General features: G+C 66.5%; 22 protein-coding genes. 14 read left to right on the top strand and 8 right to left on the bottom strand.

The window, feature by feature from the left end; all coding sequences use genetic code 11:
- Positions 1–125: 125 nt before the first annotated feature.
- Complete coding sequence (gene pdxS / locus ACV095_RS09395; protein ID WP_026265780.1) at positions 126–1,052, top strand: pyridoxal 5'-phosphate synthase lyase subunit PdxS; 927 nt, start codon at positions 126–128, stop codon at positions 1,050–1,052.
- Positions 1,053–1,286: 234 nt separating this feature from the next.
- On the opposite strand, the gene ACV095_RS09400 is transcribed toward pdxS, so the two are convergent.
- A complete protein-coding gene (locus ACV095_RS09400; protein WP_478223329.1) occupies positions 1,287–3,296 on the bottom strand; it encodes a M3 family metallopeptidase in 2,010 nt (669 codons plus the stop codon).
- A 146-nt stretch (positions 3,297–3,442) separates the two neighbouring features.
- On the opposite strand from ACV095_RS09400, the gene ACV095_RS09405 reads away from it, so the two are divergent.
- On the top strand, positions 3,443–4,825 hold the full coding sequence (locus ACV095_RS09405) for a ferredoxin reductase family protein (RefSeq protein WP_478223330.1): 1,383 nt from the start codon (positions 3,443–3,445) through the stop codon (positions 4,823–4,825).
- 48 nt (positions 4,826–4,873) lie between these two features.
- Here the strand turns inward: ACV095_RS09405 and ACV095_RS09410 are convergent, their stop codons facing one another.
- Both ACV095_RS09410 and ACV095_RS09415 read right to left on the bottom strand, forming a co-directional pair.
- Complete coding sequence (locus ACV095_RS09410) at positions 4,874–5,629, bottom strand: type 1 glutamine amidotransferase (protein ID WP_056390493.1); 756 nt, start codon at positions 5,627–5,629, stop codon at positions 4,874–4,876.
- Positions 5,626–6,918, bottom strand: coding sequence for a Mur ligase family protein (locus ACV095_RS09415; protein WP_200953159.1), 1,293 nt, complete (start codon positions 6,916–6,918; stop codon positions 5,626–5,628). Before ACV095_RS09415 ends, ACV095_RS09410 begins: the two co-directional genes overlap by 4 nt.
- A 90-nt stretch (positions 6,919–7,008) precedes the next feature.
- Here ACV095_RS09415 and pdxT point away from each other — a divergent pair, with 90 nt between their 5' ends.
- The 9 genes from pdxT to ACV095_RS09460 all read left to right on the top strand — a co-directional run bounded on the left by pdxT (position 7,009) and on the right by ACV095_RS09460 (position 16,964).
- Positions 7,009–7,719: a pyridoxal 5'-phosphate synthase glutaminase subunit PdxT gene (pdxT, locus tag ACV095_RS09420; RefSeq protein ID WP_478223331.1), complete on the top strand. Its 711-nt coding sequence runs from the start codon at positions 7,009–7,011 to the stop codon at positions 7,717–7,719.
- A 3-nt stretch (positions 7,720–7,722) separates the two neighbouring features.
- The gene (locus tag ACV095_RS09425; RefSeq protein ID WP_018769340.1) at positions 7,723–8,478 is read left to right on the top strand and encodes a YebC/PmpR family DNA-binding transcriptional regulator; all 756 of its coding nucleotides are present in this window, start codon (positions 7,723–7,725) and stop codon (positions 8,476–8,478) included.
- Between the two features lie 62 nt (positions 8,479–8,540).
- On the top strand, positions 8,541–9,119 hold the full coding sequence (gene ruvC / locus ACV095_RS09430) for a crossover junction endodeoxyribonuclease RuvC (RefSeq protein WP_478223332.1): 579 nt from the start codon (positions 8,541–8,543) through the stop codon (positions 9,117–9,119).
- Between the two features lie 89 nt (positions 9,120–9,208).
- Positions 9,209–9,853 (top strand): Holliday junction branch migration protein RuvA, encoded by a 645-nt coding sequence (ruvA, locus tag ACV095_RS09435; RefSeq protein ID WP_018769338.1) that lies wholly within the window; start codon positions 9,209–9,211, stop codon positions 9,851–9,853.
- Positions 9,846–10,931, top strand: coding sequence for a Holliday junction branch migration DNA helicase RuvB (gene ruvB / locus ACV095_RS09440; RefSeq protein WP_478223333.1), 1,086 nt, complete (start codon positions 9,846–9,848; stop codon positions 10,929–10,931). The genes ruvA and ruvB overlap by 8 nt, the downstream gene beginning before the upstream one ends.
- 212 nt (positions 10,932–11,143) lie before the next feature.
- A complete protein-coding gene (gene yajC / locus ACV095_RS09445; protein WP_018769336.1) occupies positions 11,144–11,551 on the top strand; it encodes a preprotein translocase subunit YajC in 408 nt (135 codons plus the stop codon).
- A gap of 99 nt (positions 11,552–11,650) precedes the next feature.
- Complete coding sequence (secD, locus tag ACV095_RS09450; protein WP_478223334.1) at positions 11,651–13,408, top strand: protein translocase subunit SecD; 1,758 nt, start codon at positions 11,651–11,653, stop codon at positions 13,406–13,408.
- Positions 13,408–14,424, top strand: coding sequence for a protein translocase subunit SecF (gene secF, locus ACV095_RS09455; RefSeq protein WP_056390484.1), 1,017 nt, complete (start codon positions 13,408–13,410; stop codon positions 14,422–14,424). The genes secD and secF overlap by 1 nt, the downstream gene beginning before the upstream one ends.
- 149 nt (positions 14,425–14,573) lie before the next feature.
- Positions 14,574–16,964, top strand: a complete 2,391-nt coding sequence (locus ACV095_RS09460; protein WP_026265777.1) for a RelA/SpoT family protein — start codon at positions 14,574–14,576, stop codon at positions 16,962–16,964.
- Here ACV095_RS09460 and ACV095_RS09465 read toward each other — a convergent pair.
- The 3 genes from ACV095_RS09465 to ACV095_RS09475 form a co-directional block, all read right to left on the bottom strand.
- Positions 16,845–17,618: a hypothetical protein gene (locus tag ACV095_RS09465; RefSeq protein WP_478223335.1), complete on the bottom strand. Its 774-nt coding sequence runs from the start codon at positions 17,616–17,618 to the stop codon at positions 16,845–16,847. The two genes, ACV095_RS09460 and ACV095_RS09465, sit on opposite strands and share 120 nt — an antisense overlap.
- Positions 17,619–17,720: 102 nt before the next feature.
- Positions 17,721–19,331, bottom strand: a complete 1,611-nt coding sequence (locus ACV095_RS09470; RefSeq protein ID WP_478223439.1) for a DUF349 domain-containing protein — start codon at positions 19,329–19,331, stop codon at positions 17,721–17,723.
- Between the two features lie 106 nt (positions 19,332–19,437).
- Positions 19,438–20,256: a peptidylprolyl isomerase gene (locus tag ACV095_RS09475; RefSeq protein WP_134164700.1), complete on the bottom strand. Its 819-nt coding sequence runs from the start codon at positions 20,254–20,256 to the stop codon at positions 19,438–19,440.
- A gap of 229 nt (positions 20,257–20,485) precedes the next feature.
- On the opposite strand from ACV095_RS09475, the gene hisS reads away from it, so the two are divergent.
- Complete coding sequence (gene hisS / locus ACV095_RS09480; protein WP_478223336.1) at positions 20,486–21,856, top strand: histidine--tRNA ligase; 1,371 nt, start codon at positions 20,486–20,488, stop codon at positions 21,854–21,856.
- 8 nt (positions 21,857–21,864) lie between these two features.
- Here hisS and ACV095_RS09485 read toward each other — a convergent pair whose 3' ends face one another.
- On the bottom strand, positions 21,865–23,118 hold the full coding sequence (locus tag ACV095_RS09485; RefSeq protein WP_056390475.1) for an APC family permease: 1,254 nt from the start codon (positions 23,116–23,118) through the stop codon (positions 21,865–21,867).
- 96 nt (positions 23,119–23,214) lie between these two features.
- Between ACV095_RS09485 and aspS the strand changes: the two genes are divergently transcribed.
- On the top strand, positions 23,215–25,011 hold the full coding sequence (gene aspS, locus ACV095_RS09490) for an aspartate--tRNA ligase (protein WP_018769327.1): 1,797 nt from the start codon (positions 23,215–23,217) through the stop codon (positions 25,009–25,011).
- A gap of 87 nt (positions 25,012–25,098) precedes the next feature.
- The gene (locus tag ACV095_RS09495) at positions 25,099–25,899 is read left to right on the top strand and encodes a GNAT family N-acetyltransferase (protein ID WP_478223337.1); all 801 of its coding nucleotides are present in this window, start codon (positions 25,099–25,101) and stop codon (positions 25,897–25,899) included.
- A gap of 18 nt (positions 25,900–25,917) precedes the next feature.
- On the opposite strand, the gene ACV095_RS09500 is transcribed toward ACV095_RS09495, so the two are convergent.
- Positions 25,918–26,586 (bottom strand): acVLRF1 family peptidyl-tRNA hydrolase, encoded by a 669-nt coding sequence (locus ACV095_RS09500; RefSeq protein ID WP_056390471.1) that lies wholly within the window; start codon positions 26,584–26,586, stop codon positions 25,918–25,920.
- Between the last annotated feature and the right edge of the window lie 10 nt (positions 26,587–26,596).

Below are 26,596 nucleotides of genomic sequence, written 5' to 3' on the forward strand. Positions count from 1 at the left end.
CTGCCGTGCGGCGGGGGACTAGTATATAAGTGCCCGGTCAAGCGACCCGGCAATCCGTGCGTGCACCTCCGGCAGCTGCCGCCGCATGCCCGGCGAAGATCATCTGTCTACCCATAGGGGTTTTTGTGTCTACACCTGATGTAAGCAACGAGGCCGGTTCGTCCGCGAACAGCGTCACGGGCAGCAGCCGCGTGAAGCGTGGCATGGCCGAGATGCTCAAGGGCGGCGTCATCATGGACGTCGTCAACGTCGAGCAGGCCCGCATCGCCGAAGACGCCGGTGCCGTGGCAGTCATGGCGCTGGAGCGTGTTCCGGCCGATATCCGTGCCCAGGGCGGCGTGTCCCGCATGTCCGATCCCGACATGATCGACCAGATCATTGATGCCGTGTCCATCCCGGTCATGGCCAAGGCCCGCATCGGCCACTTTGTCGAGGCCCAGGTCCTGCAGTCCCTTGGTGTCGACTACATCGACGAGTCCGAGGTCCTGACCCCCGCCGACTACATCAACCACATCGACAAGTGGAACTTCAAGGTTCCCTTCGTCTGTGGCGCCACCAACCTCGGTGAGGCCCTGCGCCGCATCAACGAGGGCGCGGCCATGATCCGCTCTAAGGGCGAAGCCGGCACCGGCGACGTCTCCAACGCCACCGGACACATGCGCAAGATCCGCTCCGAGATCGCCCGGCTGTCCTCCCTGCCCGAGGACGAGCTCTACGTCGCGGCCAAGGAACTGCAGGCCCCGTATGAACTGGTCAAGGAAGTTGCCGCCGCCGGCAAGCTGCCCGTCGTCCTGTTCACCGCCGGCGGCATCGCCACCCCCGCTGACGCCGCCATGATGATGCAGCTCGGTGCCGACGGCGTCTTCGTCGGCTCCGGCATCTTCAAGTCCGGCAACCCCGCCCAGCGCGCGGCCGCCGTCGTCAAGGCCACCACCTTCTTCGACGACCCCGACGTCATCGCCAAGGCCTCCCGCGGCCTCGGCGAAGCCATGGTGGGCATCAACGTCGACGAGATCCCCCAGCCGCACCGCCTCGCCGAACGCGGCTGGTAACTCCCTCCTCGCGTCCTCTTTGGGCGCCTGGCGGCGCTGATCCTCTGCGGGCTATTCCCCGCCTCCCGCTGCCGCCATGTCGGCGGTGGCTGGGGGCGGGGCCCCTTTTACGCACGCTGCCGGACCAGCACCGCCTGTCGCTGGTGGTCGCCTCACCTAAGTAATGACGACGCCGGTTCCTCACCTACTTTCGGTGGGGGACCGGCGTCGTACTTCTTTAAGGTCAGGGGGTTACTACAGGCCGCGGCGCCTTAGCAGGGGGTCCAGCTGTGCGTCGCGGCCCCTCACGATGCGGAACGATTCCAGCGGGTCGCGGCTGTTGCCCCGGGAGAGCAACTCCTGCCGGAAGCGTTCGCCGTTCGCCCTGGTTAGGCCGCCGTTCTCCTTGAACCAGTCAACGGTCTCTGCGTCCAATACTTCGCTCCAGATATAGGAGTAGTAGCCCGCCGCGTATCCGTCCCCGGCGAAGATGTGCTGGAAGTACCCGGTGCGGTACCGGGGCGGAATCAGGCGATGGGCGATCCCGGCGGAAACCAGGGCCTTGGCCTCAAACTCCAGCACATCGTCAGGGGCACCGCCCGGTTCCAGCACATGCCACGCCAGGTCAAGAAGGGCAGCTCCCAGGTATTCGGTGGTGGCGAATCCCTCGCCCCAGAGCCGGGATTCCTCCAGCCGGTCCACGATGTCCTGCGGCAGCGGCTCGCCGGTGATGTGGTGGCGTGCGTAGTTGGACAGTACATCCGGCCACATGATCCACATTTCATTCACCTGCGACGGGTACTCCACGAAATCCCGCGGCACCGCGGTGCCTGAAAAGCGCGGATAGGTAACGCTCGACAACAGGCCGTGCAGCGCGTGGCCGAACTCGTGGAAAAGGGTCCGCAGTTCGTCCAGGGTGAGAAGCGTCGGTTCGCCCAAGGGCGGCTTGGAAATATTCAGGGTATTGATCACCACGGGCCGGGTGCCCAGCAGCGCCGATTGGTCCACGAGCGAGTTCATCCAGGCGCCGCCGCGCTTCGATTCGCGCGCGTAATAGTCGCCCAGGAACAGCCCCAGGGCGGAACCGTCCTCGTTGCGGACCTCCCAGATACGCACGTCAGGGTGGTAGCCGTGGAGGTCGGTCCGCTCGTGGAAGGTGATGCCGTACAGGGATGTGGCCGCAAAAAACACGCCGTCGTTAATGGTGCGGTTGAGTTCAAAGTACGGCCGGAGCGCCTGTTCGTCGACGTCGTACTTTTCCCGCCGCACCTTGGCCGAGTAGTAGGCCCAGTCCCACGCTTCCAGCGGGTGGGCGGCAACCCCGGCCAGCGCCGCCGCCTCGGCGTCGGCATTGCGGATGGCGGCCGGCGCCATCCGGCCCAGCATGGTCCGGACCGCTTCGAAGTCCGGCGCCGTCTGCCGGTCAACCACAAGTTCGGCATAGTTGGCGAACCCCAGCAGCCGTGCCTTCTCAGCCCTCAGCCCGGCCATGTCCCGGGCCAGGTCCAGGACATCCAGGCTGCCGCCGTCACTGCCCCTCGCCACGGAGGCTTCGAACAGGCGACGGCGGACGTCACGGTTCTCGAGTGCGGCGAGGGCAGGCTGGTTGCCGGGCTGGATCAGGGTGAGCAGGTATTTGCCGTCGTGTCCGGCGGCGCGGGCTGCAACCGCTGCGCTGGCGACGTCGTCGGCCGGCAGCCCCGCCAGGTCGCCCGCGTCATCCAGCAGCAGTGCGGCGGACTTCATTCCTTCCTTGACCCGCTGGCCGAACTCGGTACCCAGGCGCGCCAGTTCGGCGTTGATGGCGCGCAGCCGCTCCTGGCCCGGCGCATCCAGCTGGATGCCTGACTGGCGGAACTCTTTGAGGTATTCCTCCACCAGGCGGGCCGACTCGGGATCGCAAGTGTCCGTATCGATGGCGGCGAAGCGTTCGAACAAGGCCCTGTTGAGGTACACCTCGTCCTGGTGGGCCTGGAAGCGCGGGGACAGTTCTGTCTCCAGCTCCCGGATTTCCTGCGACGCATCTGCCGACACCAGGGTGAAGAACGCCGCGGCTGACCGGTTCAGCAACTGCCCGGAACGTTCCATGGCCAGGGCCGTGTTCTCGAATGTCGCGGGCTGGGCGTTGCCGGCGATGGCCCCGATCTCGTCCAGGTGCGCGGACAACCCTGCGTTGATGGCTTCACGGTACTGCTCCACGGCGATGGTTTGGAACGGTGGAAGGCCGTAGGGCAGGGGACTGGCGGAAAGGAGCGGGTTCGTCATGGGGTAAACCTTTCACAGCGGGGCACGCTTCTCAATCGGGGGGATGGAGGATGCGCTCCCAGCCTGTGTCCCTACAATTGCCGCTATGGGGCCCGGCGCGGGCCGCATTCGACGCGACCTGCATGGCACGCGCAAAAGGCATGGCAATGACGAAGGGACCGTGGCCCATGACCAAGGTTGGCAGCAGGCCCGGGACCGCCTTCCTGGGCATACCGTTCCGATGGCTGGGGCCCGGCGCCATCATGGTGCTGGTGGCGGTGTACGGCGTCTTCTGGTTACTGGCACGCCCTGCCGGCGAACCTGTCCTGGGGCACGTTGGGCAGCTCTTCGGTGGCGAGTCCGTCTTGTTGTATTCGATCGCGCTGGTCCTGGTCAGCACCCTCCCTCACGTCGAGCCGATTTTTGGTGGCATTGACCACGCCGCCATTTGGCACCGCAGGGCGGCGATTACGGCAACCATCCTGTTGCTGCCCCATATTGAACTTGCCGCCAATCCGGAAGCAACCAGCCTGGGCAAGACGTTGGCAGTGGTCGCCATCAGCGGCCTGGCCGCGTTGGTGGTGTGGGCAGTCCTGCCGCGCTGGCGGACGATGCTTCCCGCACCTCTCCGCCGCCTGGTCCTGGCATCTCTTGGAACCCGGCCGGTCCAAATGGCGGCCCGCGTGCTGGGTGGCTACGAGCGGTGGCGGGGCTTCCACCGGCTGACCGGCTTGTTCCTGGCCGCCGGCTTCCTGCACGGCCTGCTCGACGCCAGCGCGTTTGAGGCCGTGCCCGCGCTCCGGTGGAGTTACGTGGTTATCGGCGGGACGGGACTGGGGTTCTACGCCTACCGCGAGCTGCTGTCGCGGCATTTCCTGCCGCACCACGACTACCAGGTTGCGTCCGTCCGGCCCGTTGCGCCGGACCTGGTGGAAGTGGCGCTCCGTCCCCTGGGCCGGCCGCTGGATTTCAGGCCGGGCCAGTTCGCCATGGTCTACCTGGAAACAGCAGCGGGCTGGCAGCGGCACCCATTCTCCATCTCGGGACCGGCAGAGGAAGGTGGAATCAGCATCACGGTCAAGGCGCTGGGCGACCATACAGCCAGGCTTCCGGACGTGGTCCAGCCGGGGATGCCGGCCGTGGTCGGTGGGCCCTACGGACGCTTTGACCGGCACCGCGGCACGTCCCATCAGGCCTGGATCGCCGGCGGTGTGGGAATCACGCCCTTCCTCAGCTGGCTGCGGTCACTGGACGGGGAGCTCCACGAAGACGTCCACTTCTTCGTGACCTCGGCAGGTCCGTCGCCCTTTGCCGACGAGATCACTGCCGCCGCCTGGAATCAGCCACGGCTCACGGTCCATCTGGTGGACACCGAGGCGGATGGCCGGCTCACCCCGGAGGCAGTCCTGGCCGCAGTGGGAACCGAACCACGCCAGCTGTCGGTTTTCATGGGCGGACCGGATCCCATGCTGCGGCAGTTCCGCAAAGCCTTCCGGGCCGCCGGAGTCCGCCGGGCCAACATCCACCGGGAGTACTTCCAGTGGCGTTGACCGGGATGCCGCACCTCTGCCGGTAACCCGGGTCAGTAGTCTTTTTGGTCAGCGCGGCCGGCGGGCAGCGTGCTCCCGGGCCAGGACGGCATAGGTGTCGTCCGGGTTGCCGGGGGAGAAGCTGCCGAACTTGCGCTCCGCTGCGGTGCGGATGAGGAAGTCGGCGATGGCGGGGTTCTTCGGCAGCAGCGAGCCGTGCAGGTAGCTGGCCACGATGTTGCGGTAGCGGGCCCCTTCATGGCCGTCGTTGCTGTTGTTGCCCGTTCCCTTGGCCACGGTACCGAGTGGCCGCACACCGCTGCCCAGCGTGGTTTGGCCGCTGTGGTTTTCGTAGCCGAGGACGTCGCCGAACTCATTGGTTGAGACTTTGACGTTGCCGATCAGGCGCTCATCGGTGCCGTGGGTTTCCACGTCCAGGATGCCGATGCCCGGGATGACAGCGCCGGTGCGGGTTTTGAAGAACCGGCCAAAAAGCTGGTACAGGCCGCAAATGACCAGCATCGGCGCACCATCCTCGGCCAGCTCCTTGAGCTGGCCGGCCCGGGCCTGCAGGTCGTCCTGGATCACCAGTTGCCCGCTGTCCTGCCCGCCGCCGCCGACAATGATGTCCACGCCCTCGGGAAAAGGATCGCCCACATTGTATTCGAGCAGTTCAGGGGTGTACCCGTGCCAGGAAATGCGGCGCTGCAGGACCAGGGCATTGCCCCAGTCGCCGTAGATGTTCATGTCGCGCGGGTACAGCTGCACCACCCGGAGGGTGCCCTTGGACTGGCCGCCGGCCGTCGCTGCTTCTGCAGGATTCACGAGACAACCTCCACGGTGGTGATTTTGGACAGCTCGCGGCGGATGGCCAGCATAGCGGTGTAGGTGCAGAAAATCCGTTTGGGCTTGCCCTGGCCCTCCCGGATAAAGGCTGCCAGGGCGGCCGGGATGTCGGTCTGCACCGCTCCGACCTGGACGTCGTCGTACTGGAGCCGCAGCGCCATGTCGTAGGCGCGCGACCCGCTTATCATTTCCACCCCCGCCCCGCGCAGGGAATCAAATTCCACGTCCCACAGCCAGGACATGTCCCGCCCGTCCGCGTAGTTGTCGTTGATGGCGATCATGGTGGCGTACCCGGCGGCGGGGAAGGATTTCAGTCCCAGCCGGAAACCGCTGGGGTTCTTCACCAGCACCAGGTCCAGCGGCTGGCCGTCCACGGTGAGGCTTTCGCCGCGGCCGAAGGCCGGCGCCACCCGGGACAGCGCGTCCAGCAAAGTGGCGTGGTCGGCGGTGGCGGCGCCACCGCCGCAGATGCTGCGGGCCAGCGTCAGCGCAGCAGCCGCGTTAAAGATGTTGTAGACGCCGCGCAGCTTCATCGCCGTGGTGACTGTCCCGCCGTCGTACTCAAACTCGGCGCTGTCCGCGCCCACTTTGCGGAGCACGACGTCGGCTGCCGGCTTTTCCGGCAGGCCCGCCGGCGCTGGGCTCCCCGGAGCGGCACGCATGTCGTCGTCATTGGGAAAGGTGCCCAGCAGGGAGTCGTCAAGGCCGAAGTACTTGACCTCCTGGCCAGTCAGTGTTTCAGCGATCCTGGCAACGCGGGGGTCCTCGCGGTTCAGGACCACGGTTCCTGTGGTCTTGGAAGCGATGTGCTGCAGGAGCTGTGCCGTTTTGTCGATCTCGCCGAAACGGTCCAGTTGGTCACGCAGAACGTTCAGCAAGAGGCAGTAGCGGGGCGGGACGCTGTTCACGAAATGGACCGCATGGGCTTCGTCGAGTTCCAGCACCGCGACGTCCGCATCCAGCCTGCCGCGCCAGTCCACCTCGCCGAGGAGGGCCGCCGCCACGCCCCGGGTGAAGTTGCTGCCGGTCCGGTTCGTGAAGACCTTCAGGCCCTGGCTCTCCAGCAGTTCGACCACCATCTTGGTGGTGGTCGTCTTGCCGTTGGTACCGCTGACCACCGCCACACCATGGGGCAGCGTGGTGAGCGTCCGCCGCATGAAGCCGGGATCGATTTTCTCGACCACCAGTCCTGGAAGTGCGGACCCGCCGCCCCGCAGCCGGGACACCCTGCGGACCAGCTTGCCGAGCGGAACACTGAAGAAGACCATGTTTTGAATATATCCCAGCAGCGGCATGCAACCTTTGCCGGGGCCTCCGAGTGGCAGCAGCCATGGAGGGAGGGCCCGTATGCTGGAGGGATGACGAATCCCCCCTCTGCTGCTCCTGCGCGCGTGGGCTCAGGCCTGCGGATCGGCGTCCTGGCCCTCCAGGGAGACTTCCGCGAACACCTCCGCGCCGCCGAAGCCACCGGCGCGCAGGGCGTGGCTGTCCGCCGCCCGGAGGAGCTGGACGGCCTGGACGGCCTTATCATTCCCGGTGGCGAATCCACCACCATCGACAAGCTGGCGAGGGCCTTCGACCTTGCAGACCCGCTCCGGAAGTACATCGCCGAGGGACTGCCGGTCTATGGCTCCTGCGCAGGGATGATCCTGCTTGCCTCGGACATCGCCGATCCTGCCACCGATCTTTCGGGCGCCCCCCAGCAGACGTTCGGCGGCCTGGACATCACCGTCCGCCGCAACGCCTTTGGCCGGCAGCGCGAGTCCTTCGAAACCGATCTGGAGTTCAAGGGCCTGGAATTCAGCGCCACGGAATCAGGCGTGGCACCCGTGCACGCTGTCTTCATCCGCGGTCCGTGGGTGGAGCGGATCGGTGCGGACGTGGAGGTCCTGGCGCAGGTGGAACCGGCGGACCCCGGCCAGGCGTCCCACGCCGCAGCGCTGCCCGGGACGGCTAGAATTGTCGCAGTGCGTTCCGGCCAGCTGCTGGCCACCTCCTTCCACCCGGAAGTGACCGGCGAGAAACGCGTACACGAACTTTTTATCCGCATGATCAGAGGAGAAGCGTAAAGCATGTCAGGCCACTCCAAATGGGCAACGACCAAGCACAAAAAGGCGATCATTGACAGCCGCCGCGCAAAGTCGTTTGCCAAACTGATCAAGAACATCGAAGTTGCCGCCCGGATGGGTGGACCGGACCTCGCCGGCAACCCCGGCCTGGAACTGGCCGTTACCAAGGCCAAGAAAACGTCCGTCCCCAACGACAACATTGACCGCGCCATCAAGCGCGGCGCCGGGCTCACCGGTGAAGTGGTGGACTACACCGAAATCATGTACGAGGCCCGCGGGCCCCAGGGCTCAGCCCTGCTGATCGAGTGCCTTACCGACAACAAGAACCGGGCGGCTTCCGAAGTAAGGCTGGCCATCTCCCGCAACGGCGGCACCATCGCGGACCCGGGCTCCGTCAGCTACCTCTTCACCCGCAAGGGTGTTGTGAACCTGCCCAAGAACGGCCTGAGCGAGGACGACGTCCTGATGGCCGTCCTCGACGCAGGCGCGGAGGAAGTCAAGGACAACGGCGAGACCTTCGAGATCCATTCGGAGCCGGGAGATCTTCCCGCCATCCGCGAAGCACTCAAGGAAGCCGGCATCGAGTACGACACCGACGAAGTTGAGTTCGTGCCCTCAATGCAGGTTGAGCTGGATGTGGACGGCGCCCGCAAGTTCCTGAAGCTTGCCGACGCCCTGGAGGACCTCGACGACGTCCAGAACGTGTACAGCAACGCCGACCTCAGCGACGAAGTCCAGGCCGCCCTGGAATCCGAGTGACGTCCCGCCTTGCCGGCTAGTGCGTCCCCGGAGGCTGTGCCGGGCACTTCGATGGGGGCCGGGTGACACTCCGCGTCCTCGGCGTTGATCCCGGCCTCACCCGGTGCGGCATTGGCGTGGTGGATGTTGAGCGGAACCGGCGGGCCAGCATGGTGGCCGTCGGCGTGGTAGGCACGTCCCCTGAGGAGACGCTGGACCAGCGCCTGCTGGTGATCGCCACGGCAATTGACGAATGGCTTGACCGCTACGAGCCGGACGTCCTCGCCGTCGAACGCGTCTTTTCCCAGCTCAACGTCAGCACGGTGATGGGCGTAGCCCAGGCTTCCGGCGTGGTCATCGCTGCGGCGGCCCGCCGGGGAATTCCGGTGGCGCTGCACACGCCATCAGAGGTCAAGGCCGCCGTGACCGGGAGCGGGTCCTCCAACAAGGACGCCGTGACAAAGCTGGTCACCAAGATCCTCCGCCTTGACGCGCCGCCGCGTCCGGCCGACGCCGCCGACGCGCTGGCGCTGGCCATCACGCACGCGTGGCGGGCCGGAAGCGGCGCGGCCGTGGCCACCACGGGTCCCGGCAGTTCATCCCTGACGCCCGCGCAGCGGGCATGGGCCGAGGCGGAGGCGAAGGCGCGCCGTGCACGCTGATTGTCCCTGCTGCTTGCTAGGGTATTCGTAAATATGTTCGGATAGCCGGGCCCTCACTGTGAGGCCGGCGGTACAACGGGAGCCCGGCCTTGATCAGTTTCCTCCGCGGAACCGTAGCGCATGTTGGCCTGTCCACGGCCGTGATAGACCTCAACGGTGCCGGGATGAGCGTCAACGCCACGCCCCAGACGCTCAGCAGGCTGCACGTGGGTGAACAAGGCCAGCTGTTCACCTCCCTGATCGTGCGGGAAGACTCGCTGACGCTCTTTGGCTTCGCCTCCGACGACGAACGCGAGGTCTTCGACATCCTGCTGAGTGTCAGCGGCGTCGGTCCCCGGCTTGCGCTTGCAGTCCTGGCCGTCCACGATCCCGAAGCAATCAGGGTTGCCGCGCACACAGGGGACAGCAAGACCTTCACGAAGGTCCCCGGAATCGGCCCCAAGGTGGCCGGCAGGATAGTGCTGGAGCTGGCTGGAAAGCTCGTCCCGCACGGAACCGCCGCGGCCCCCGGTGCCGCCACGCCCGCAGAAGCTGCCTGGAAGCCCCAGGTGGTGGCCGCCATGACCAGCCTGGGCTGGTCCGAAAAGGACGCCTCCACCAGCATCGACAAAGCCCTTGCGGAGGACCCGGAAGTGTCCTTCCGCGGCAACGTGCCCGAAATCCTGCGCACCACCCTCCGCTGGCTGGGCCAGGACGGCGCCCGGGCAGGCAACCGCGTAGGCACCCGTGGCTGAACCGTCCCTGGTCGCAGCGGGGGAGGAGCCGGAGGAGCGTGCCATTGAGGCGGCGCTCAGGCCCAAGAACCTTGACGACTTCGTTGGCCAGCACCGGGTGCGCAAGCAGCTGTCGCTGGTGCTCCAGGCGTCCCGGATGCGCGGACGGACTGCCGACCACGTGCTGTTCTCCGGGCCGCCCGGCCTGGGCAAGACCACCCTGGCGATGATCGTTGCCGCCGAGATGAACGCGCCGCTGCGCCTCAGCAGCGGACCTGCCATCCAGCACGCCGGCGACCTCGCAGCAATCCTGTCCTCGCTCTCTGAGGGCGAGGTCCTGTTCCTGGACGAGATCCACCGCATGTCCCGGCCTGCAGAGGAAATGCTCTACATGGCAATGGAGGACTTCCGCGTTGACATCGTGGTGGGCAAAGGGGCCGGTGCCACCGCCATCCCGCTCGAGCTGCCGCCGTTCACCCTGGTGGGCGCCACCACCCGCGCGGGACTGCTGCCGGGACCGCTGCGCGACCGGTTCGGCTTCACCGGCCACCTCGAGTTCTACTCGGTTCCGGAGCTGGAACTGGTGCTGCGGCGTTCTGCCGGACTGCTGGACCTGAAGGTCAACTCGGCCGGCTTCGCCGAAATCGCCGGCCGTTCCCGCGGCACTCCCCGTATTGCCAACCGGCTGTTGCGGCGCGTCCGGGACTGGGCGCTGGTGCACGCCGTCGAACAAATCGACGCCAGGACCGCGTCCGCTGCCCTGGACATGTATGAGGTGGACAAAAAGGGACTGGACCGGCTGGACCGGGCCGTCCTCGACGCACTCATCACCAAGTTCGGCGGCGGTCCGGTCGGACTGTCCACCCTCGCCATCGCCGTCGGTGAAGAAACCGAAACCGTTGAGACAGTCGCCGAACCGTTCCTGGTCCGGGAGGGCCTGCTGGGCCGTACGCCCCGCGGCAGGATTGCCATGGCACCGGCATGGACGCACCTGGGCTATGCCATCCCGTCCGGCGTCTTCGCGCAGGAGCAACTGGACCTTTTCGAGCCCGCCGGGGGCGATGCCGCGGCGGGGGACTGGGCCCCGGAGAGCCAATAGCAGGCTCCCTTCAGCTTTTCCCTTTAGACTGGTATGACGCCCGGCACGTTCGGGTCTTTGTTTCGCGGGTGGCCCTGACGCCCCCGTCGCTTGGGGAAGGAACATGTCAGGCGTTCTGCCTGCACCGCAAACCCGCCCCGGCCGAAGCGAAGCCAACGTCGCCGGAAAACCCAGCTACACCACGCTAAAGAACGGAATTCCCCTTGGATCCAATGTCAATTCTCCTGTTCGTCATGCTCGGCGTATTCATCTTCATGATGTTCCGCCGCAACAAGAAGACGCAGCAGCAGCAGGCAGAGCTCCAGTCGAAGTTTGCCCCGGGCGTGGAGGTCATGACCAGCTTTGGCCTTTTCGGCCGGATCGTGGACATCGACGAGGCCGAGAACAAGGTCACCCTTGAACTTTCCCCCGGCAACCTGGCCACTGTGCACCGCCAGGCCGTCACCAAGGTCGTTGAGCCGGTGGCAGAACCCGCCGCCCAGCCGGCCGACGCCTCCCCGGTGGTTCCGGATGATGCGTCCTCCCTCACCACCCCGGAGTCCGGAAGCACCGCAACAGGTGCCGAGACTCCCGAGGAAACCCTGAAGCGCCTCAACGACGAGGGGAAAAAGGACAGCTAGGCCCGCTGGCCCCTTCCTCCCTCTACCGCTGCGGACCACCGCCGGCGCAGGCAGCAGCCCGCTCCGGCGGTTTCTCCGCGAACAAGAGAAAGATCGACAATGGCACGAACTGGCCGCAAGAAACCAGGGCTCCGCGTCCTGGTCTGGCTTGGTGTAATCCTGGCAGCGCTGACCGCCGTCCTGGCCGGCGGCACCATTGCCGGACAGGCCGGCTGGGCACCCAAGCTGGCGCTGGACCTCGAGGGCGGCACCCAGATGATCCTGGCCCCGAAGGTGGAGGGCGGTTCGGACATCAACGAACAGCAGCTCAACCAGGCGGTGGCGATCATCCGCCAGCGCGTTGACGGTTCCGGCGTCTCCGAGGCGGAAATCAGCACCCAGTCAGGGCGCAACGTGGTGGTCAGCCTTCCCGGCACACCCTCTGCCGAGACGCGCAACCTGATCCAGGCCTCGGCGGACATGAACTTCCGCCCTGTCCTCCTCAATGGCGACGGCGCAGCAGTTCCTGCCGAGTCGCAGACGCCGGAGGACCAGCTGCCCAAGCCGACCGCCGAGCCTGCCAACAGCAGTGACACCAACTGGATCACGCCCGAGATCTACAAGCAGTTCGAGGCGCTCGACTGCAACAGTGCCGCTGCGGAGAAAGCCCAGCGGTCGGATCCCACCAAGCCGCTGGTGACCTGCGAGCCGGCCACGGACAAGTCGCCGGCCATCAAGTACATCCTGGGTCCCGTGGAGGTGAAGGGCAGCAACATCGTCACCTCGTCCTTCCAGCTGCAGCAGGGCGCACAGGGGGCTGTCACCAATGAATGGGCCGTCAACATCCAGTTCGACGCCGAGGGTACAGCCAAGTTCAAAGAGGTCACCGAACGGCTCAACCAGTTCTACGTGGCAGCCGGCGGCCAGTCGGGCACCGACCCCAAGTCCCAGTTCGCCATTGTGCTGGATGACCAGGTCATCTCCGCCCCGCGTTCCCTGGCTGTCATCACTGACGGCCGTCCGCAGATTACCGGTGGCTTCAATGAGAAGACGGCCAAGGCACTCTCCGACCAGTTGAAGTTCGGCGCCCTTCCCATCAGCTTCGACATCCAGAGCGAGCAGCAGATTTCCGCCACGCTTGGTGGCGAACAGCTGCGCATGGGCCTGCTGGCCGGCCTGATCGGGCTCCTGCTGGTGGTGGTCTACTCGCTGTTCCAGTACCGTGCCCTGGGCTTCGTCACCATCGCATCGCTGGTGGTGGCCGGTGCCCTGACGTACCTGGCCATCGCGATCCTGGGCTGGACGGAGAACTACCGGCTGTCACTGGCCGGCGTGGCCGGCATCATCGTGGCCATCGGCCAGACGGCAGACTCCTTCATCGTCTACTTCGAACGCATCAGGGATGAACTGCGTGAAGGGCGCGGCCTGGTATCCGCCGTCGAAAACGGCTGGAAGCGCGCCAAGCGCACCGTCCTCGCCTCCAAGGCCGTTAACCTCCTGGCCGCACTGGTCCTGTACTTCGTGGCAGTGGGCAACGTCCGCGGCTTCGCCTTCACCCTGGGCCTGACCGCCATCGCCGACCTCATCGTGGTGTTCATGTTCACCCACCCCACGCTGCAGCTCCTGGCCCGTACCCGGTTCTTCGGTGAAGGCCACAAGTTCTCCGGCCTCGACCCCGAACGGCTGGGTGCCGTCCCGCTGTACCGCGGCGCCGGACGCGTCCGCACCCCGGAGGACAAGCCCGTGGTGGTCCGCACCAAGAACACAGGGGCGGCTGCCGAGGCCGAGCGCCGCATGACCATCGCCGAGCGGCGCCTGGCAGAGAAGCAGGAACAGTTGGCTGGTTCGTCCAAGACCTCCGCGAAGGAGAACAAGTAATGTCAGGCTTCGCTACTTTCGGCAACGAGCTCTACACCGGGAAGCGCTCCTACGACTTCGTCGGCGCCAAGAAGATCTGGTTCATCATCGCCGCGGTGGGCGTGGCCCTGTCCATCCTTATCCCGGTGGCCAAGGGCGGCTTCAACCTCGGCATCGAATTCCGCGGTGGTTCCGAATTCACCGTGTCCAACGTCAAGACCACCGATGCCTCCATCGGTGAGAAGGCCGTGACTGATGTGGTGTCGGGCAGTGTTCCGCGGGTAGCCAACGTGGCAGGCAACACCATGCGCATCCAGACCGACAAACTGACGGATGACGAGACCCTCCGGATCAAGGAGGGCCTCACCACCGCCTACGGCGTTACCGACAACGAGGTGACCTCCACGTTCGTCGGGCCCACCTGGGGTGCAGACGTGACCAAGCAGGCACTGATCGGCCTGGGAGTATTCGTGCTGCTCGCGGCCCTGCTGATGGCCCTGTACTTCCGTACCTGGAAGATGTCCCTCTCGGCGCTTGCCGGCATGGCCGTCACCATGTTCATCACGGCCGGGGTCTATGCCCTCAGCGATTTCGAGGTCACCCCCTCGGCCATCATCGGGTTCCTCACCGTCCTCAGCTACTCGCTGTATGACACCGTGGTGGTTTTCGACAAGATCCGCGAAAACACGGCCGGGATCGACGCGTCCACGCGTCGGACCTTCGGCGAGGAAGTCAACCTTGCCGTCAACCAGACGCTGGTGCGCTCCATCAACACCATGATGGTGGCCATCCTTCCCGTGGGCGCCATCCTGTTCATTGGTGCCGGCCTCCTGGGCGCAGGAACCCTGCGTGACCTGTCCCTGGCACTGTTCGTCGGAATCCTCATCGGTACAGCGGCAACCATCTTCGTGGCGGCGCCGATGTACGCCTGGCTCCGCCAGGGCGAACCGGAGCTGGTGAAGCAGGCAAGGCGTGTTGAGCAGCGCCGCGCAGGTGCAGCTGAACGGGCAGTTCCGGCATCGCCGGCCAAGGCCTGATCAGCAACCACCGGCAGCTTTAAACCCCCCAAAGGCCGGGCGGCGCGTACTTTGCGCCGCCCGGCCTTTGCCTGTGCAGGCCCGGTTATAAAAGTCGCTGCCCGGAGGAATAGACTGGGGTAATTAAGACGGTGGTGAGGGGTACTTCATTGGAAGAACGTTCGGCGTCAGCGCCAACGGCACAGGAGGAAAAAAATCCTGCCGGCATGCAAGCCGGTGCGGCACCTTCTGCGCGCCCGGGCTCATTGGTACCTGTCGATAACTCAGGATCCCGCCCCACGTTTCCCGGCCGCAGGGAGCGCACACGCTCCCGGCTTGCCCGCCTGACCGGACGGGGAACCGCCACATACTCACCCATCCTCGAGCCGCTGCTGCGGACCGTACGCGCCAACAACCCCAAAGAGGACTTCGACCTCATCCAGCGTGCGTTCGACGTCGCCGAGCGCAGCCACCGCGGGCAAAAGCGCAAGAGCGGGGATCCGTATATCACCCACCCGGTGGCTGTGGCCACCATCCTTGCGGAACTGGGCCTCAGCGGCACCACACTGGCAGCCGCCCTGCTCCACGACACGGTCGAGGACACTCCCTACACCCTGGCGGACCTGAAACGGGACTTCGGGCCGGAAGTGGCCATGCTGGTGGACGGCGTCACCAAGCTCGACAAGGTCAGCTTTGGCGAGGCCGCACAGTCCGAGACGGTCCGCAAAATGGTCGTGGCCATGGCCAAGGACATCCGGGTCCTGATGATCAAGCTGGCGGACCGGCTGCACAACGCCCGCACCTGGCGCTTCGTGTCGGCTGAATCGTCCGCCCGCAAGGCCCGCGAAACCCTGGAGATCTTCGCGCCGCTGGCGCACCGGCTGGGCATGAACACCATCAAGTGGGAACTTGAGGACCTGTCCTTCGCTGCGCTCTACCCCAAGGTGTACGAAGAGATCGTGCGGATGGTGGGGGACAGGACGCCGGAGCGGGAGAAGAGCCTGGGTGTCATCCGTGACCAGATCACTGAGGACCTGCGCGCTGCCCGGATTAAAGCCACCATCACCGGCAGGCCCAAGCACTACTACTCCATCTACCAAAAGATGATTGTCCGCGACAAGGACTTCGACGACATCAACGACCTCATGGGCGTCCGCGTCCTGGTGGACTCGGTCCGGGACTGCTACGCCGCCCTGGGCACCCTGCACTCGCGCTGGAACCCCCTGCCCGGCAGGTTCAAGGACTACATCGCGATGCCCAAGTACAACATGTACCAATCCCTGCACACCACGGTGATTGGCCCCGGCGGCAAGCCGGTGGAAATCCAGATCCGCACGCACGAAATGCACCGCCGGGCGGAGTACGGTGTTGCGGCGCACTGGAAATACAAGGACCAGCCCAACCGCACCGCCGTCGGTCCCGGAAGCCCGCGCGACGGAGACATGGGGTGGCTGCGCTCACTGGTGGACTGGCAGCAGGAAACGTCCGATCCCGGCGAGTTCCTGGACTCACTGCGTTTCGAAATCAATGCGCGCGAAGTGTTCGTGTTTACGCCCAAGGGCGAAGTCATGGCGCTCCCGGCAGGATCGACTCCCGTGGACTTCGCCTATGCCGTGCACACCGAGGTGGGCCACCGCACCATCGGCGCCAGGGTCAATGGAAAGCTGGTTCCGCTCAACAGCGAGCTGAACCACGGCGACTGGGTGGAGATTTTCACCTCCAAGGCCGAGGGGGCAGGTCCCAGCCAGGACTGGCAGCATTTCGTCAAGAGCGCCAGGGCGCGCAACAAGATCCGCCAATGGTTCAGCAAGGAACGCCGCGAAGAGGCAATTGACCGCGGCAAGGAACTGCTGACCCGTGCCATGCGGAAACAGAACCTTCCGCTGCAGCGGCTGATGACGCACGAGGCCCTGGCCGCCGTGGCCGAGGAATTCAAGTACGCGGACATCTCCGGCCTGTACGCCGGTGTGGGCGACGGGCATACCTCCGCCCAGTCGGTCATGGAGAAACTCATTGAAAGCCTGGGCGGCAACGAGAGTGCCGATGATGACGTCGAAGAGGTCAGCATCCCCACCCAGGTCAGCAAGGCCCGCTTCTCCGACTCCGGCGTCGTGGTCCGTGGAGTAGGCGATGTATGGGTGAAGCTGGCGCGCTGCTGCACGCCCGTTCCGCCGGACCCGATCCTTGGCTTCGTGACCCGGGGATCCGGCGTGTCCGTGCACCGCACCGACTGCACCAACATCTCCGACCTGAAGGACCAGCCGGACCGGATCGTGGACGTGGACTGGGCACCCACCCAGTCGAGCGTCTTCCTGGTGGAAATCCAGGTTGAGGCCCTGGACCGGAAATCCCTGCTCTCGGACGTGACGCGGGTCCTGTCCGACAACCATGTCAACATCCTTGCTGCCAGCGTCCACACGTCCACCGACCGGGTGGCCATTTCAAGATTCGCTTTCGAGATGGGCGACCCCAAATACCTCAGCCACGTCCTGAGCGCCGTCCGCAGGATCGACGGGGTTTTCGACGTCTACCGCACCACCGGGAACAAGCGCCGGAGCTAGCAGGGCAAGCTTTTCCAAAGCAGCCCGCTTGTGCGGGACCCTTGGGGTGGCCTCAATGGCGCGCACCAGCAGGCGCAGCCTGACATCCTGCTGCGGCCGGGCCAGCAATCCCGCCAGGGCGGGGACGGCCCGTTCGGCATCCACATGCAGGGCGATATCGAGTGCGGTCCGCAGCGGGCTGGAGACCATCAGTCCGCCGAGGCTGATCACATCGAAGGGCCCGAGCTTCACTTCGTGCAGCGTGCAGCCCCGGGTGTTCCGGAGACTGGACACCCTTCGCTTGGTGTCCACCAGCAGCGCCAGCCTCTCCGGTTCCGCTGCGCAGCCGTAGATCCAGGCCGCCGTCATGCGCCCGGCGACAACACGTTGCCGTATGGTCGCCGGGACGATTCCGGCTGCTGCCCTGGCCCGGAGCTGCGGCGATGCCGGTATTCCGGGGAGGGTGTAGCCATGCTGGTGGAAGCGGGCCAACAGCCCGTCGGCCGCCAGGGACTGCAACTCGGGAGCGGCGAAGGGCACGCCGGGTGCGTACAGGTCGGGAAAACGCGGCGGCGCGGCCGCCTCCCCAACGTTTGCCTGGCAGCCCGGCCGTACGCCGGCAGCGGTGGCTTCCCTGCCGGGACCGGCGGCGGAGGGGATTGGAGATGAGGCCATGCCTTCATCCTGCCCCGACGCCGTTAACAGGCACAGGCCCGGCCCGGAGTATGTGGATAACACCCGGACCGGGCCTGTGCCCGTCAGTTCACGACAGAAAAATCAGGCAAGCTCGCTGGCGGAACGCTGGATCTGGTCGAGCCATGCCTGGCGTGCCTCGAGTGCTTCCTGGGCGGCCTTGATCTTGCGCTGGTCGCCGCTCTTCTCAGCCTTGGCAAGGTCTTCCTGGAGCCCGGCAATTGCGGATTCCAGCTGCGAGAGCGCGCTGTTGGTGCGTGCCTTGCGCTCGGGGTTGGACCGCTGCCACTGCTCTTCCTCAGCGTGCCGCACGGCATCTTCAACCTTCCGCAGCCCGGCCTCGACCCGGCCCATGTCCGCGCGGGGAACCTTGCCGGCTTCCTCCCAGCGGTCACGAACGGACTGAAGGGCTTTCTTGGCCGCTGCCAGGTCCTTCACCGGCAGGATGGCGTTGGCCTCGGCCAGCAGCGCCTCCTTTACCGTGAGGTTTGCTGCGTACTCCTGGTCGATCTCCTCGTTGGCAGCCTGGCGGGACGTGAAGAAGACGTCCTGGGCGGCGCGGAACCTTGCCCAGAGCGCGTCGTCGTCCTTGCGGCTTGCCCGCGGTGAGGCCTTCCACTGATCCATCAGCCGGCGGTACTCACCGGCAGCGAAGCCCCAGTCGGTTGATGTGGAGAGCGCCTCAGCCTCGGCAATCAACTTCTCCTTGGCGGCCTTCGCGGCAGAGTTGTTGCTGTCCAGCTGGGAGAAATAGGCACGGCGGTGCCGGTCGAAAACGGTGCGGGCGGCACGGAACCGCTTCCACAGGGCATCTTCGTTGCTGCGGCCCAGGCGGACGCCGCTCTTCTGGGCCGTCTTCCAGTTCTCGAAGAGCTCGTTCATCCGGGCGCTGGAGGTCTTCCACTGCGTCTGCGCCGGATCCTGGCCGGAGATTTCCTCTGCTTCAGCGACGATGGCTTCACGTGCTGCCAGCTCGGCGGCACGCACGGCGTCGTGCTCCGCCTTTTCGGCCTTTTCCAGCTCGGTGATCTGGCCTGCCAGCGCGTCCAGGCGCGCCTCCGCTGCACGGAGGTCGCCCACCATGTTGCGCTCGGCGAGCTGTTCCCGCAGGTGCGTCACGGTCTTCTGCATGTCGGTGCTGGGTGCCTTGGAGCTGACCCGCTGCTCCAGCAGGACGATCTGGGCCACGACGTCGTCGTACTTTCGCGCGAAGTAGAGCAGCGCTTCGTCGTCGCTGACACCCGGGTACTGGCCCACGGGGTGTTCGCCACCGTCGATGCTCAGGTAGACGTGTCCGTCCCCCTCCACCCGGCCCCATTTGGAGGCTTCGGCAACGGACGTACCAGGTGCAGCCGGAGCCGTAACCGCGGCCGGAGCGGCAGCGGCAGGCTTGGGACGCGACGCGAACGCTGCCGGTGACGGTGCAGACGGCCGCGGAGCGGGGGCAGGAGCCGGTGCCGCGGCAGGTGCGGAGGTCTCCGCTGCGGCGGTCCCTCCAGCCTGGTCTTCAGCGCCGTGGTCCTCGGTGGCCAGGGCCCCGCTGGCCGGGTCCCCGATGGCCTGGCTTTCGGCGGCCTGGGCTTCGTCAGCCTGCCCCTTGCCCTCATCGGAAGCGGCGGCTTCAGGGGTCACGGGGGACTGCCCGGCATTGGCATCAGTACCGCCAACCTCGGCCGGAGCCGCTGCTTCGGTCATGTCTGTTGCTGTTTCGTCGGATTTCTGACTGTCTGTCACCGCTAAAAGTCTTTCGCTTGGAGGGAAATACTCACGTACTGCACCGCGGCCTGGCCGGCCCGGCTTCCTACTTCAGAGAGAACGAGTCTATCGTGACTGGTTGTTTTGGCGCGCCGTCCGTGTCGCCGGCTCCCGGGGTGATGCCTGCGGCAGCGATGTTGGATACAACATCAAGCCCGGATGTCACCTTCCCCACCACGGTATAGCCGCCGGCAGCATCGGCCGGAATGACCGTGTCCTTGTAGACAATAAAGAACTGTGTCCCGTTGCCGTACGCGTTGTTCCCCGTGCGGGCCACGGCGATGGTGCCGGCAGGGTAGGTGTTGTCTGCGGGCGTGTTTTCCAGCGGACCCCACGTGTAATTAGGGTCGCCCTGTCCGTCCCCGTTGGGGGAGCCGCACTGCAGCACGCCGAACTGGTCCGCAGTGGTGAGCCGGTGGCATGACTTGCCGTTGAAATAGCCTTCGTCGCTGAGGGACTTGAAAACGGCTGCTGCCTGCGGAGCCTTGGTCCCGTCCACTTCCACGCCGAGCGCGCTGCCGTTCAGCAGCAGTTCGCCGGTGAACGTCTTGCCCGCCGCCGTGTCCGCGGACGGGATGTTGGGCCCGTTGGTGGCCGGCGCCGAGGGTGTCGCGGAGGCGCTTGCAGAGGTGGATGGTTCCGTCAGTCCCGCCTGCGCGGCGGCATATTCGTCCTCAGTGGGGTTTCCGGCGAAGGCGGTGAGCTGGAGGACGACGGCGAGCAGCACGGCGGCGGTTCCGGCGCCGGCGGCCACGAGGTTGTCGCGTTTCCGCCGCTTCTCCTGGTCGCGCCGGAGCTCACGCTTGGCTTCCATCTGCTGGATGCGCCGTTTTGCTTCGCGTGCACTGCGTGAACTGGCCGCCAAGGGTCCTCCTCGTCGTCGGGCTGCTGGTGCCCGGCGGTTGGCCGCGGGGCGCAGGTGTTAAGGGCCAGGCCGTGCGGGTCCGCCGCATTAGAGATGCACACGGATGACGCATAAACTGGCTGCCGCACATAGTTTATGCATGGCTGGCTGTGCTGCCGCCGAACGACCGCCGTTGCGGGCGCGGCCGGCAGCTCCGGCGCACCTTCCATTCCTAAGGAGAACCTTCCCCATGGCACGCACCGCCTCCCTGTCCGGATTCCCCGAGTGGCTTCCCGAGGAGCGGCTGGTGGAGCTGCATGTGCTCGATACCCTGCGCCGGGTTTTTGAACTGCATGGTTTCACCTCGATCGAAACCCGCGCCGTGGAGACAGTGGGCCAGCTGCTGCGCAAGGGCGAGATCGACAAGGAAGTGTACGGGCTCAGCCGGCTCCAGGAGGACGAGAGCGAGAACCCCGTTAAAGCCGGCAAGGCCGATCCCCACGCGCTTGCCCTGCATTTCGACCTGACCGTTCCCTTCGCCCGGTACGTGGTGGAAAACGCCGGCTACCTGGCCTTCCCCTTCCGCCGCTACCAGATCCAGAAAGTGTGGCGCGGCGAGCGGCCCCAGGAAGGCCGGGCCCGCGAGTTCACCCAGGCGGACATCGACGTGGTCGGCGACGGCGAGCTTCCGTTCCGCTACGACGTCGAGATCGCCTTGGTCATCGCCGAAGCACTCAGTGCGCTGCCCATCCCCGATTTCCGTCTCCGGATCAACAACCGCAAACTGGCGGAAGGCTTCTACCGGGGCATCGGACTCGATGACACCGCAGGCGTGCTGCGCAGTATCGACAAACTCGAAAAGATCGGTCCGGCAAAGGTGGCCGAACTGCTCAAGACCGAGCTCGGCGCAACCGACGAGCAGGCTGCCAAGGCGCTTCAACTGGCTGCCATCCGAACGGAAGATACGTCCTTTGTGGACCAGGTCCGTGCCCTGGGTGTCAGCAGCGAACTCCTGGACGAGGGCCTGGACGAACTGGAGCAGGTCATCGATGCCGCCGTGCAGCGGGCGCCCGGCAAGGTACTGGCGGACCTCAGCATCGCCCGTGGCCTGGACTACTACACCGGCACGGTGGTGGAAACCGTCCTGGTGGGCCACGAACAGTTGGGGTCCATCTGCTCCGGCGGCCGGTACGACGCCCTGGCGTCGAAGGGCAACCGCAAGTTCCCGGGCGTTGGCCTCTCCATCGGCGTCACCCGCCTGGTGTCCCGGATCCTGAGCCAGGACCTGGCCAAAGCCTCCCGCTCTGTTCCCACTGCAGTGCTGGTGGCCCTGAACCATGACGACAGCTGGGGCACTGCCCAGGATGTCGCCGCCCTGCTGCGCAGCCGGGGAATCCCCACCGAAGTGGCTGCCAAGGCCGAGAAGTTCGGCAAGCAGATCAAGTTCGCGGACCGCCGGGGAATCCCGTTCGTCTGGTTCACGGACGAGGACGGCGCCCACCAGGTCAAGGACATCCGCACCGGCGAGCAGGTGCTGGCCGCCCCTGAAACCTGGATGCCGCCGCTGGAGGACCTGGCAGTGCAGGTTGAGACAACCGCGGCCGCCGCGGCGTCGGTCTAGCCGGGCGCTTATGTCCGGTGCCGGTGCTGCCGGAACCGCAGCACCAGCCAGCGCCCCACCACGCCGGCGGCAAGGACTGCGGCCATGGTCAGCACCGACGCAGCCGGCAAAGTGAAGGCCAGTACCACGCAGCCCACGAAACCCAGCGCGTTAAGCCACCGGGGAGCGTAGCCGGGATGGGCGGAAAGGGTGAATGCTGACGCGTTGGCTACCGCGTAGTAGACCAGCACGCCGAAGCTTGAGAAGCCCACGACGGTCATCACGTTGGTGGTCAGGAGCAGCAGGATCACGACGGCGGCCACGGCCAGTTCGGCGACGAACGGAACGGTGTGGGGACCGCCCACCCTGGCCAGAGGCCCCGGAAGATCGCGCTCCCTGGCCATGGCCAACGTTGTCCTTCCCACGCCCGTGATCAGCGCGAGGAGTGCGCCCAGGCACGCGGCCGCTGCTCCTGCCTGCACCAGCGGTGCACCCGCTGCCAGCCGGCTGTCCAGCACTGCGTCCAGCAGGGGAGTGCCCGTGGACCCCAACCGCTCTCCGAGGTGGGCCTGCAGGAGCAGGGCCAGCAGCAGGTAAATGGCGAATGCGCCCGCCAGGGCCGCCAGGATGGCGCGGGGGATGGCACGCGCCGGATTCCTGACCTCCTCGCCCAGCGTGGCGATCCGGGCATAACCGGCAAACGCGAAGAACATCAGCCCGGCGGCAGGCAGGACGCCCTCCACCCCGCCGGAATGCGCGCCTCCCGGCAGTGGCGCGGGGTGCGGACCCAGCACGGCGGCGGTGCCAACGAACACCAGTGTTGCCAGGACCAGGCACAGCAGGATCCTCGTCAGCAGGGCTGTCCTGGTGATGCCCAGCAGGTTGACGGCGGTAAGGGCCACGACGGCGGCCACGGCAACCGGGACGGCGTAGTCCCGCGCCACATAGCTGCCGAACGTCAACGCCATGGCCGCGCAGGAGGCCGTCTTGCCCGTGACGAAACCCCAGCCGGCCAGGAAGCCCGGCCATTCGCCCAGCTGTTTCCGGCCATAGACGTAGGTCCCGCCGCTGGTGGGGTACTTGGCGGCGAGGGCTGCCGATGCCACGGCGTTGCAGTACGCCACCAGCCCGGCAACAGCCACGGACAGGACCAGCAGATTCCCTGCCAGTGCCGCGGCCGGGGAGAACACCACGAACACTCCGGCACCCAGCATGGAGCCCAGTCCGATGGCGGTGGCATCAAAGGTTCCCAGCCTGCGTTGCAGCTGCTGCGGTTCGCTCATGCGGCGGCAGTCCCTTTCCAGCGGGTAAACTCGGACGGGATCGTTCCCGCAACGATCATATTGACTTCCCACTGTTTTCCCGCAGAAAGGCGTGCTGTGCTGCGCACACATGACCTCGGATCCCTTCGCTCCGAGCACATTGGACAAACCGTAACCCTGGCCGGCTGGGTGGGCCGCCGCCGTGATCACGGTGGTGTGGCATTCGTGGATTTGCGCGACGCTTCGGGCGTGGCCCAGGTGGTGGTCCGCGAGGAGGAAGTGTTCCACGGACTGCGCAATGAATACGTCCTGCAGATCAAGGGCACCGTTTCCAGGCGTCCTGAAGGCAACGAGAACCCGGCGCTGGCCACGGGCGAAATCGAGGTCATCGCCGAGGACGTCACCGTCCTCAACACCTCCGACCCGCTGCCGTTCCAGATCGACGAGCACGTGGAAGTCGGCGAGGAAGCGCGCCTCAAGCACCGCTACCTGGACCTGCGCCGTCCCGGCCCCAGCCGCAACCTGCGCCTCCGCTCCGAGGCAAACCGGGTGGCGCGCGAACTGCTCCACCATGAGGGCTTCGTGGAGATCGAGACGCCCACGCTGACACGTTCGACGCCGGAAGGCGCCCGTGACTTCCTGGTTCCGGCACGCCTGGCTCCGGGGTCCTGGTACGCGCTGCCGCAGTCCCCGCAGCTGTTCAAGCAGCTGCTGCAGGTGGGCGGCTTCGAAAAGTACTACCAGATTGCCCGCTGCTACCGGGACGAGGACTTCCGCGCGGACCGCCAGCCGGAATTCACCCAGCTGGACATTGAGGCCAGCTTCGTGGACCAGGACGACGTGATCCGGCTGGGCGAAAACATCGTCAAGGCGGTGTGGCAGCTCATCGGCGTCGACATCCCCACGCCCATCCAGCGGATCACGTACGCCGACGCGATGGCGCGCTACGGCTCGGACAAGCCGGACCTGCGCTTTGGCCAGGAACTGACCGAGCTCACGGATTTCTTCAAGGACACCAACTTCGGCGTCTTCAAGGCACCCTACGTTGGGGCCGTCGTCATGCCCGGCGGCGCGTCGCAGGCACGCCGTGCCCTTGATGCCTGGCAGGAGTGGGCCAAGCAGCGCGGCGCCAAGGGCCTGGCGTATGTCCTCTACAAGGAGGACGGCGAGCTCGCCGGACCGGTCGCCAAGAACCTCACCGAGTTCGAGCGCGCCGGCCTGGCTGACGCCGTGGGCGCCAAGCCCGGGGACTGCATCTTCTTCGCCGCGGGTGAGAAGACGCCGTCGCGGGCCCTGCTGGGTGCTGCACGCGTGGAGATCGGCCACCGCACCGGCCTGATCGATCCCAACGCCTGGGCTTTCTGCTGGGTGGTGGACGCGCCGATGTTCGAGCCCGCAGCAGCCGCTGTTGCCTCCGGTGACGTCGCCGTCGGCGGAGGGCAGTGGACCGCCGTCCACCACGCATTCACCTCGCCCAAGCCCGAGTTCCTTGACACCTTCGACAAGGATCCGGAATCGGCGCTCTCCTACGCCTACGACATCGTGTGCAACGGCAACGAAATCGGCGGCGGCTCCATCCGTATCCACCAGCGGGACGTGCAGGAGCGCGTCTTCGAGCTGATGGGCCTGGACAAGGAGGACGCCCAGACCAAGTTCGGCTTCCTGCTGGAGGGCTTCAAGTACGGCGCCCCGCCGCACGGCGGAATCGCCTTCGGCTGGGACCGCGTGGTCTCGCTGCTGGCGGGCGTCGAGTCCATCCGCGACGTCATCGCCTTCCCGAAGTCCGGCGGCGGCCACGACCCCCTCACCGATGCCCCGGCCCCCATCACGCCGCAGCAGCGCAAGGAGGCAGGCGTGGACTTCAAGCCGGAGGCCAAAAAGCCGGAAGTGAAGAAGCCCGAAGAGAAGCAGTAGCATCACGCACGCTGCCGCAAGGCAGCGGCCAAGGGAGGTTCCCCGGATCACCGGGGAACCTCCCGCCTTTAACGAAGGAGCTGTCAGTTGTCCGCCCAGGGCAAAAGTGAACCCGCACCACTGGACCTCGAAGCCGCCATGGATGCCGCCTGGCCGGCCCTGGAACGGTACGACGCCGGGGGCTGGGTCCTGCGCGCAGCAGGCGGAGTGACCCAGCGCGCCAACTCCATCTGGCCGCGTGCCGTCACCGCGGATTTGCAAGGTGACAGCCTCCCGGGCCTGCTCGCCGACGCCAGGTCCTGGTACCGCAGCCGCCGGCTGCCGGTCATCTTCCAGCTGTTCGACACCCCCGCAACAGCCGCGCTGCACGACCTGCTCGACGCTGAAGGCTTCACCCGGCAATCCGGGACCGTGGTCATGACCCGCGGCCCGATGACTGGAGGAACCGCGGACGCTGCCATTGAAGTTTCCCGGGAACCCTCCGCGGACTGGCTGCGCGTCTGGTGGGAGGTGGACGGGCGCGGCGGGGAGGACGCCCTCGCCATCGCCCGGGAAATCCTGCTGGGCTGTCCTTCGATTTACGCGCTTGTCCGTGACGGAGCCTGGCTGCCCGCCGCCGTCGGGCGCCTCGCCCTTCCCGCCGGAAGCGCCCAGGGCGGGCTGTACTGCATGGCCACCCGGGCTGAAGCGCGCCGCCGCGGCTACGGAACTGCTGTCCTCCAGTCCTTGCTGCAGGCCGGCGCGGAGCAGGGGGCGGGGAAGTACTGGCTCCTTGTCACCGCCGCCAACCATGGGGCGCAGGCGATGTATGCCAACGCCGGGTTCACGGAAGCCGGGCGTTACCTGTACCGGCAGGAACGCCCCCGCCGCGCCCTGACAGGCTGCTGACCAGGCAGCAGCCGTGCGCTATCCGGACGCGTCGGTCACCGTGATCCGGACCGAGCAGGCGTCCACCGCGGCCTTCTTCAACACGGCGGCCCGGGGCTCGGCGACGTCGAGCCACGCGAGGCGTGGCAGGCGAGCGTAGTCACGCAGGGCCGGTTCCTGGAGGACAAGGTCGGCCAGGGGCCGGTCGCCGCCGGGCACCAGGTACTCGAAGGCCGCACTACGGAACACGTCCGCCGCCTGGCCGGCCACGGCCGCAACCAAAGCGTCCGCCTGGTTGGAACGGCGGCGGGCAAACCGCTGCTGGGACTGTCCGCCCGCAGCCGTACGGGACTGGACGTACCTGGTGCCTGCCTTGGATGCCAGCAGGATGCCTTCGCTTGCCACCCCTATGCCGTAACCGCCGCGCCGCACCAGCAGCAGGCCCAGCCGTCGCGGTTGGGCCGCAAGGGCGGCCAGCCGCTCCAGCGCTCCGCTGCCGCGTCCCGGGCGTCCGTCGGCCGGCCACGGCGCCTGCAGGAGCGCTTCGGTGCCGTCGGCCGCCACCAGGCGGAGGCCGTCGTCGTCATCCTGCAGCCGGTAACCGCCATGCGAGGCGCCGAACCGGTCGGCCCAGCCCGGCAGCCGGCTGCCGGGCACGAACGCGGTGCGGACGGACGGCGGCCCGCCGTGGGCAACGGTGGCAGGCATGGGAGTTCCT

Source organism: Arthrobacter sp. JDC6 (genome assembly GCF_056484025.1).